This window comes from Nostocoides vanveenii, from assembly GCF_039531165.1.
In the GTDB taxonomy this organism is placed as follows: Bacteria; Actinomycetota; Actinomycetes; order Actinomycetales; family Dermatophilaceae; genus Nostocoides_A; species Nostocoides_A vanveenii.
On record NZ_BAAAPN010000086.1, the window covers coordinates 1 to 7,846 of the forward strand.

11 protein-coding genes and 1 tRNA gene are annotated in these 7,846 nt (G+C 68.5%); 8 read left to right on the plus strand and 4 right to left on the minus strand.

Features of this window, described 5'->3' with window-relative positions; genetic code table 11:
- Positions 1-149 precede the first annotated feature (149 nt).
- Together ABD209_RS15760 and ABD209_RS15765 are read right to left on the minus strand one after the other, a co-directional pair.
- The gene (locus tag ABD209_RS15760; protein ID WP_344067909.1) at positions 150-779 is read right to left on the minus strand and encodes a hypothetical protein; all 630 of its coding nucleotides are present in this window, start codon (positions 777-779) and stop codon (positions 150-152) included.
- Positions 780-899: 120 nt separating this feature from the next.
- The gene (locus tag ABD209_RS15765; RefSeq protein WP_344067911.1) at positions 900-1,325 is read right to left on the minus strand and encodes a VOC family protein; all 426 of its coding nucleotides are present in this window, start codon (positions 1,323-1,325) and stop codon (positions 900-902) included.
- A 168-nt stretch (positions 1,326-1,493) separates the two neighbouring features.
- Here ABD209_RS15765 and ABD209_RS15770 point away from each other — a divergent pair, with 168 nt between their 5' ends.
- Together ABD209_RS15770 and ABD209_RS15775 are read left to right on the plus strand one after the other, a co-directional pair.
- Positions 1,494-1,853: an ArsR/SmtB family transcription factor gene (locus tag ABD209_RS15770; protein ID WP_344067913.1), complete on the plus strand. Its 360-nt coding sequence runs from the start codon at positions 1,494-1,496 to the stop codon at positions 1,851-1,853.
- Positions 1,850-2,338, plus strand: coding sequence for an SRPBCC family protein (locus tag ABD209_RS15775; protein WP_344067915.1), 489 nt, complete (start codon positions 1,850-1,852; stop codon positions 2,336-2,338). Before ABD209_RS15770 ends, ABD209_RS15775 begins: the two co-directional genes overlap by 4 nt.
- A gap of 64 nt (positions 2,339-2,402) precedes the next feature.
- Here ABD209_RS15775 and ABD209_RS15780 read toward each other — a convergent pair whose 3' ends face one another.
- Positions 2,403-3,605: a sunset domain-containing protein gene (locus ABD209_RS15780; protein WP_344067917.1), complete on the minus strand. Its 1,203-nt coding sequence runs from the start codon at positions 3,603-3,605 to the stop codon at positions 2,403-2,405.
- A 113-nt stretch (positions 3,606-3,718) separates the two neighbouring features.
- On the opposite strand from ABD209_RS15780, the gene ABD209_RS15785 reads away from it, so the two are divergent.
- From ABD209_RS15785 to ABD209_RS15800, 4 genes are all read left to right on the plus strand, one after another.
- On the plus strand, positions 3,719-5,398 hold the full coding sequence (locus ABD209_RS15785) for an LLM class flavin-dependent oxidoreductase (RefSeq protein WP_344067919.1): 1,680 nt from the start codon (positions 3,719-3,721) through the stop codon (positions 5,396-5,398).
- 56 nt (positions 5,399-5,454) lie between these two features.
- Positions 5,455-5,751 (plus strand): type II toxin-antitoxin system VapB family antitoxin, encoded by a 297-nt coding sequence (locus ABD209_RS15790; protein WP_344067921.1) that lies wholly within the window; start codon positions 5,455-5,457, stop codon positions 5,749-5,751.
- Between the two features lie 114 nt (positions 5,752-5,865).
- A complete protein-coding gene (locus tag ABD209_RS15795) occupies positions 5,866-6,000 on the plus strand; it encodes a PIN domain-containing protein (RefSeq protein WP_344067923.1) in 135 nt (44 codons plus the stop codon).
- A 23-nt stretch (positions 6,001-6,023) separates the two neighbouring features.
- Complete coding sequence (locus ABD209_RS15800) at positions 6,024-6,146, plus strand: PIN domain-containing protein (RefSeq protein WP_344067925.1); 123 nt, start codon at positions 6,024-6,026, stop codon at positions 6,144-6,146.
- A 22-nt stretch (positions 6,147-6,168) separates the two neighbouring features.
- Here ABD209_RS15800 and ABD209_RS15805 read toward each other — a convergent pair whose 3' ends face one another.
- Positions 6,169-6,723, minus strand: coding sequence for an RNA 2'-phosphotransferase (locus tag ABD209_RS15805; RefSeq protein ID WP_344067927.1), 555 nt, complete (start codon positions 6,721-6,723; stop codon positions 6,169-6,171).
- A 139-nt stretch (positions 6,724-6,862) separates the two neighbouring features.
- On the opposite strand from ABD209_RS15805, the gene ABD209_RS15810 reads away from it, so the two are divergent.
- Positions 6,863-7,357, plus strand: a complete 495-nt coding sequence (locus ABD209_RS15810; protein ID WP_344067929.1) for a metallophosphoesterase family protein — start codon at positions 6,863-6,865, stop codon at positions 7,355-7,357.
- Positions 7,358-7,468: 111 nt separating this feature from the next.
- Positions 7,469-7,554 (plus strand) — tRNA-Leu (locus ABD209_RS15815).
- Positions 7,555-7,846 lie beyond the last annotated feature (292 nt).

Here is a 7,846-nt window from a genome sequence, read left to right on the forward strand (position 1 = left end):
CGCGGTCATCATCACCCGAAGCCTGCTCCGCCGAGCCTGGACGACCCACCGCTGGGACACCCGACCCACCCGACGACCCTGACCTATCCGCGCGATCTCTTATTCAGCCTCGTCGAAAGGCCGGTTCAGCCGACCGGCGAAAGGCCGGTTCAGCCGACCGGCGAAACCTGGATCCGGTCGACCGATGTCAAAGACCCGGCGCCCAGGCCGGCGAGGCCGACATAGCCCACGGGGACCTCAGGGTCGGTGGTGACGTGGAAGCTCCCGCCGTTGACTTGGAGCGACTGGTAGCTGTCGACCGAGACAACCTTGATCTCGTTCCATCCCCGCGGGTCGACCGCGTCGTCGGGCTCGGGCGCGAGCAGGAAGGTGCGGGTGAAGTTCGGGTTGATCCGGGCGATGAAGACCTGTCCGGCCGCCGTGTAGCCGAAGCGGTACGACGGGCCCCACTCGCCGGCGGCGTTGCGGTGGCCGGCCGCGCCGTTCGTGATCAGCGACATCGACCCTGGGCCCGTATGCCGCACCCGCGCCACCAGCCATAGGCCTGCGTAGGTGGATCGTGTGCGGACGGTATGCAGGCTCCGATCGGTGCCCGACGAACGCGTCTGGAGCGTGCCGTGCTGGCGGATCCAGCTGCCGCCCACGTCGACCCAGTTGCGCCGATGCGTTGTGAAGTCGTCGGTGAAGCCGGCTCCGGGCGTGGCGTGCGCGGGTGCCATGGTCAGGCCCGTCGTTGCCGCGGCGACGGTCGCGGCGGTGAGTAGCTGGCGTCTGTTCATGGTTCTGCCCTCCTGGGGTAGAAGAGGCGCGCCGCTCGGCTCTGATACATCGCGGCACCGCTGGCCACCTGCGCCGGCCCGCGCCGATCCCGGAGGGTGCCTGCTCGCCCGATCTGGCCCTCAGCTCGGCAGGTCGCCGCCGGTGTTCGCCGCGATGTTGAACAGCCACTCGATGCCGTACTTGTCCATCACATCGCCATAGGTGTCGCCCCAGGCCTGCTGCGCCAGCGGCTGCCCGACCTTGCCGCCCTCGGCGAGCTCGTCGAACCAGCCAGACATCACCTCGAACTCGTCACCCATGAACGCGATGTAGTTGCGCGTGCCGCCCCACGTCTGCTCCGCCCCCGGCATCGCGTCGCTGGCCATGATCGTGAAGTTCGGGTGCACGAGCGCGGCGTGCATGGTCCCGTCGGCCGGCATCTCGGTCATCCCGAAATCGCTGAACTTCAGCACCCGCAGCTCGCCGCCGAAGATGCCCTGGTAGAACTCCATCGCCTCGCGCGCATTGCCGGCGAAGTTGAGGTAGGGGTTGACGGAGATGGCCATCGTGCGTCCTTTCGTTGTCGCAATCCGCTTACCGTATGCCGTGTCCCCACCCCGCGTCCTTCTCACCTCCGACCCGGCCCTCGGACCATAATCCAACCGAATGGTTGACGACTACGCCGTGTCATGATGGACTGTGTATCAACCACTTGGTTGAGGAGGACAAGCAGCGTGCCGGACCAGCTCAGCGAGATCTTCGGGGCCCTCGCCGACCCCACGCGGCGCGACCTGGTCGCGCGGCTCGCGGTCGGTGACGCCACCGTCGGTGAGCTCGCCGCGCCATACGAGATGAGTGTGCAGGCGGTCTCGAAGCATTTGCAGATCCTGCAGCGAGCGGGCCTGATCACCAAACACCCTGTGGCACAACGCCGCTCAGTGCATCTGGAGGCGGAGGTGTTCGACCTGATGACCAAGTGGATCGAGAGGTACCAGCGCCAGGCCGAGGAGCGCTACTCGCGCCTCGAAGCCCTGCTGGCCCGGATGGACGAGGACTGCAATGTCGTTCGCGGCGAACTCAAGGAGACATCATGACCACTGCGCACGTCACCAACGCCCAGATCGCGGCCGACCCGAGCGTCCCCGTCATTCACATCACCCGAGACTTCGCGGCGACGCCCGCCCAGTTGGTGCGCGCGCACACGGATCCCGAGCTGATCCCCCTCTGGATGGGTCCCGACAGCCGCACCATGGAGGTGGACTACTGGGACGCGCGCTCCGGCGGCAGCTGGCGGTATGTCGATCGCACCGACGGCGTCGAGCTCGGCTTCCACGGGTGCTTCCATGAGATCAGCGACGACCGGATCGTGCAGACGTTCACCTTCGAGGGCATGCCCGAGGCCGTCGCGCTGGAGACGATGACCTTCGAGGACCTCGGCGGCGGCATGACCCGACTGCACGCCACCTCGCTCGTCGACTCCTTCGAGGGCCGCGACGCCTGGCTGGCCAGCGGCATGGGCACCGGCGTCAACGAGGGGTATGCCGCCCTTGACCGGCTCCTCGCCGACGGCCAGGTGTAGGCGGCCCGTCAACCTGGTGACTTACCGCCGGGAACTTGGCCAAGCCACGTTTGCCCCTGCGAGATCAGACCTTGGCCTTGCGCCAACCGGCGGCGACGGCGGCGGACTCGCTGCAGAACCAACGCTCTCCCTTGGACAAGGTGATCACGGTCTCGTCGTAAAAGCGCTGTCCCGGAACGTGATAGATCTTCTCGCTGGAGCTGGAGATATTCCCCTTGATGTCGCAGGTGTTGCTTGTCGGAGGCGGGGCAACGGGTGGCTTCGGTGCCGTCGGCTTCGGTGCCGTCGGCTTCGGGGGGCTGACGAAGGGCGCTGGGGAGGTGGGCTTCGGCACCGCGCAGCCCGCGCTCCATACGCCCAGCTTGTTCGCCTTGGCGTATGCCTGCGCCTTGAGGAAGGTGGCCCGCCCGGCGTAGTCGCCGCGCGGCACGTACTCCTTGCCGAAGCCGCCCTTAATCAGCGCGTAGGCGGCATAACTGCCGTTCGCCAAGATGACATGGCGTAACAGGCGCCCATACTGATCGTGCTCCGGTTGGCGCGAATCGAGGCGCAGGGCGACCGACTTGCTCTGCACAAGCGACTGCATCTTGCTCGCGGCCTTCTGCGCGTAGCAGTCCTTGGTCGCCAATTCAGGTGTGTCGATGCCGAGCACGCGCACGCGGAAGGTCGTGCCGTTGATTCGGACCTTGATGGTGTCGCCGTCGACGACCGAGGTCACCGGATAGAGGGTCGGCCGGGACGGCGTCGTCTCGGCCGCCGAAGCCACCGCGCCGCCCGAACCGCCAATGTTGTCGGTCTCCGTGCTCGCGAGTCCGGCGGCGTTTTGGGTCGTTCCCGCGGCTGGTGTGGTGCGCGAACTCGTGGCCGCGGCAGTCGGCGCGTCCTCTCCGATGCTGCCGATCGCGGCCACTGCACAGAGTCCGGCCACGGATCCGGCGACCACCTTGTTCCGTAGGCTCATCCTGGCGAGCAACTTCCGCTTGCGGCCGTAGGCCGCCCGCGACGTCACCCCTTGACCGGTCGGCGCTTGGCTTCCCGTGCCGGTCGCCGCCCAGCTTGTCGGCCACGGCGACGCTCCCCGCGCTTGGGCCGCCCCGCGGAGCACCGGTCCCGATGACCCTTGCGTCCCAGTGCCGTCCTGGATTTCCGCCTGGGGCCGGTAGCCCGGCGCGGGCGCGGTGTGCGCAGTCCACTGAGCGCCGTCCCAGTAGCGCAGCCACTCGGGGTGATGCGGGTCGGGATACCAGCCTGCCGGTGGTGTCGTCATACCTGCTCCTACGCGCCAACGGTCCCGCTTCGGGCCCGAACGAGTGACGAAAGGCCATTAGTACCAGAGAGTTGGAAGAGGGAAGGCGCGCCCGATTGGAGAAGAATCGGGGCATGGACTACGAGCATGCGTTGGAGTTCGGCGCCTTCCTCACCCCGGACGCGGCGCACCTGGACCGGCTATTGGAGAACGCGCAACTCGCCGACGTTGCCGGGCTCGACCTCGTCTGCCTGCAGGACCATCCGTATGCCGCGCAGCAGGGCGATATGTGGACCCTCCTGTCCGTCATCGCCGCGCGCACGACTGCGGTGCGGCTCGCACCGAATGTCGCCTCGCTCCCGCTCCGTCCGCCGGTAGTGCTCGCCAAGGCGGCGGCGACGCTCGACCTGGTCACCGGTGGACGGGTCGAACTGGGCCTCGGCGCGGGCGCCTTCTGGGACGGCATCGCGGCCGCCGGCGGGCCGAGGCGCACACCTCGGGAGGCCGTCGACGCGCTCATTGAGGCGATCCGGATCATCCGCGCTTTCTGGGCTGGCGGGTCGGTGCTCATCGCGGGCGAGCACTACTCGGCCGTGGGTCTGAAGCCGGGTCCCGTTCCGGCACATGACATTCCACTCTGGTTGGGCGCCTACAAACCGCGCATGCTCCGCGTCACCGCGCAACTGGCCGACGTGTGGATCCCGAGCATGGGGTATGCCGATCCACCTGCCCTGCCGGACATGAACGCCGCGATCGACGAGGCTGCCGTCGCGGCCGGGCGCTCGCCCGAGGCCGTGCGGCGGGCCTACAACATCTTTGGTTCCTTCGGTCGGGGCTCCGAGTTCCTCAAAGGCACCCCCGCCAACTGGGCCGTGCAGCTCGCCGAACTCGCTCTCGCCCAAGGCATCTCCACATTCATCCTCGGCAGCGACGACCCACGGGCGCTCGCGACCTTCGCCCAGGAGGTCGCGCCGGCGGTGCGCGATCAGGTCGACACCGAACGTGAGCGGCGCGCGACCCAGGGCCTCGCCACGCAGGACGAACGGCCCGTCGCCGACGACGAGTCGGGCCGCAATTTCGTTGGCGGGCCTGGTTTTAGCGCGGCCCGCCAACGAAAAGGCGGCCCCACTCGCGAGCAGGCCGGCCTGGCTGGCGCCGAGGCCGGCCAGGCCGATGAGGAGAGCGGCATGGCAGGGGGGAGGACACGGCAAACGGGCTTGAGCGTGCGGGCGACGCCCGACGACGGCACCCGGCTCGCGCGGGAGGAGGCGTGGGACGAAGGCGACCGGCCGTCATACGTGCTCAATGAGCGCGACTTCACCGCGGAGCAGGAGGCGACCGCGCAGCACCTGGTCGACGTGCACGACCACCTGCGGCAGGAGCTGCAGCAGGTCCGCGGGATCATCGCCCAGGTGCGCGACGGGTCGCTCGGCGTGGGCGCGGCGCGGTCGGCGATCAACACGATGACGATGCGGCAGAACAACTGGACGCTGGGGGCGTACTGCGCGGCCTATTGCCGGGTCGTCACCGGCCACCACACGCTCGAGGACCGCGCGGTCTTCCCGCACCTGCGCCGCGCCGACTCCGCCCTCGCACCCGTCATCGACCGGCTCGAACACGAGCACGACGTCATCGCCGACCTCCTCGACCGGCTCGACGAGGCGCTCGTCGCCGTGGTCAGCACCGACGCCGCCGCACCCGCGCTCGACACCCTCGCCGCCGAAGTCGACCTGCTCACGGACGCGCTGCTCTCGCACCTGGCGTATGAGGAGCGCGAACTCATCGCGCCCCTCGCGGCATACGGCTTCCAGTAGCGCCGGCGGGAGGACGGGAAAGGGACCCCAGCCCGGCCGGTATGAGGTGCCGCGGCATGGCATTCGATCTCCTGCCAAGCGTGGCTCCCTTCGGAACAATGGCTCGGTCCTCGGCGGGTCACCTACACACGCATTTGTGTAGGGCTCGACACCTGGCCACCAATCTCGCGATCGACCCCGACCTGCTCGACCGGGCGCTGCTCATCGGCGGCGAGGGCACCAAGAAGGCGACGGTCACTACTGCGCTGATGGAGTACATCGCGCGCCGAGAGCAGGCGGGGGTCCTCGACCTGTTCGGGACGGTGGATTGGGACGCGAACTATGACGACAAGGCGGAACGGAGCCGCGGGTGACCCTGCTCGTGGACACCAGCGTGTGGGTCGCTGGCCCTGCGGCGCGACCGGCCCGCGGACCTACCGGAACTGACTCGCCTTTCTCCGGCATTGTCCGGGCGGGACTTGGTTGCGATGACCGGCGTCGTGCTCCAAGAGATCCTGCAAGGAGTCGTGGCACCGTCCTCCAGGGCGGCGATTGTCGAGCGCTTCGCCCCGCTCGACTACCTCATGCCGATCGCGATGACCACATTGCTGCCGCTGAGATGAGGAACGAGTGCCGGCGGCATGGCGTGCAGCTCGGGGCCATCGATGCCCTCATCGCCGCCCTGGCGATCCGCCACCACGCCACCCTGCTGACCACTGATCAGGACTTCGTCCACGCTGCCGCGTGGATCCCGGTGCGCGTGGGGTAGCAGGTTGACTTGGGCCGTGCGCTCAGCTGCCGGCCGGCAAGCTCAGGTATGCCTGGGGAACCGCCTCGGTCAGCCACACCCCGTTGTCGCTGATGAAGAACTCGTGGCCGTCCGTGCCCATGGAGGCGGCATCGACCCGTATGACGAGTGGCCGACCCCGGCGGGCACCGACGACACGCGCGGTCGCCTCGTCGGCCGACAGGTGAACGTGGTTGCGGCGCATGGGGATAAGGCCGTGCTCGCGGATGCCGGGCAGCGCGGCGGCGACCGTCCCGTGCCACAAGACCGCCGGTGGAGGCGTCGCTCTCAGGCCGAGGTCGACGTCGATGGTGTGCCCCTGGCTGGCGCGGATGCGGGTGCCGGTGGGGTCGACGGCATACCGGCGCTTGTTGTTGCGCGCGACGACCTCGTCGAGGTCGGCGCGGGTGACCTGGGTGCCGGAGGCATTGAGCGCGGCGAGGAGGTCGTCGATCGCGACCCAGCCGCCGGCGTCGAGGGTCAGGCCGATCCGCTCCGGCTGGTGGCGCAGCAGCCGCGAGAGCCGCTTCGACAGGCGCACCATCTGCTGGTCGTCCACGCTCCTCCACCCCCGTCGAGTTGTACATATTCAGGCGTCGAGATCGGCAGGCACCCGTCGCCGGCCAAGGCTAGGGCGCGAGGCGACCGATGCGCGACCGAATTCCTCACCAGCCCGAGGGCCTTGCGAGACTGCCGAAATGCGAGTACTCGTTCTGGCCGACACCCATGCGCCCCGCCGGTGGAAGGGCGTGCCTGAGGGGCTGCGCGGCCCGCTGGCGCGGGCGGACGTCATCTTGCACGCCGGCGACGTGTGCACGCCCGAGGTGCTCGATGACCTCGCGGCATTCGCACCCGTCCACGTCGTGCTCGGCAACAACGACGGTCCCGCCGTCGCCGCCTGGGGCGCGCCCGAGACGCTGGAGTTGATGCTCGCTGGTGTCCGGGTCGCGATGATCCACGACTCGGGCACCCGCGACGGCCGCGGCCGCCGCATGCGCCGCCGGTTCCCCGACGCGGACCTGGTCGTCTATGGCCACTCGCACATCCCGTATGACGGCGTCGACGACGGCCTGCACCTGTTCAACCCCGGCTCGCCCACCGACCGCCGCCGCCAGCCGGTGGGCACGTATGGCGAACTCGTCGTCGCCGACGGCATCGTCGTCAGCCACGAGATCCTGCCGCTGCCTGGTTGAGCCGGGCATGCGGGCATTCCGGATGAGTCAATGACCGTATGCCGCCCTCGACCGTCTGGCTGATCTGGTTTGGCGATCCGGCCCCGCGTGTAGCACACTAGGACGGCTCACGCGAGAGTGGCGGAACGGCAGACGCGCTGTCTTCAGGTGGCAGTGTCCTTACGGGCGTGGGGGTTCAAATCCCCCCTCTCGCACCAATACCAATGGCTGGTCAACGAATCAGCCGGAAAAGATGAACGAAACTCCCGGCCGGAGGCTCCGGCCGGGAGTTTCGTCGTTCCGGAGGGTGCGTTCGTTGGTGCCACGCAGCCTCGTGAGCCCTCATCGGGGTGCGTGTGGGGCACGAGAAGGCACGTGCAAAGGGTGTCGACGGCGCTCGAAAATTGAACAGTTGCGGCGCTTGAAAAGTGAACACCTCTGAGATTGGAGAGTGATCACTTTGGAGGACTGGGCGTTGATCCGGCGGTTGGCTGCTGATGGAGTGGCCAA

Bases quoted from the DNA above. Each gene is read 5' to 3' on its own strand.
- ABD209_RS15810 (WP_344067929.1), top strand. From the start codon at position 6,863: ATGCGAGTACTCGTTCTGGCCGACACCCATGCGCCCCGCCGGTGGAAG.
- ABD209_RS15795 (WP_344067923.1), top strand. From the start codon at position 5,866: ATGACCGGCGTCGTGCTCCAAGAGATCCTGCAAGGAGTCGTGGCACCG.
- ABD209_RS15765 (WP_344067911.1), bottom strand. From the start codon at position 1,325: ATGGCCATCTCCGTCAACCCCTACCTCAACTTCGCCGGCAATGCGCGC.
- ABD209_RS15785 (WP_344067919.1), top strand. From the start codon at position 3,719: ATGGACTACGAGCATGCGTTGGAGTTCGGCGCCTTCCTCACCCCGGAC.
- ABD209_RS15775 (WP_344067915.1), top strand. From the start codon at position 1,850: ATGACCACTGCGCACGTCACCAACGCCCAGATCGCGGCCGACCCGAGC.
- ABD209_RS15760 (WP_344067909.1), bottom strand. From the start codon at position 779: ATGAACAGACGCCAGCTACTCACCGCCGCGACCGTCGCCGCGGCAACG.
- ABD209_RS15790 (WP_344067921.1), top strand. From the start codon at position 5,455: ATGGCATTCGATCTCCTGCCAAGCGTGGCTCCCTTCGGAACAATGGCT.
- ABD209_RS15780 (WP_344067917.1), bottom strand. From the start codon at position 3,605: ATGACGACACCACCGGCAGGCTGGTATCCCGACCCGCATCACCCCGAG.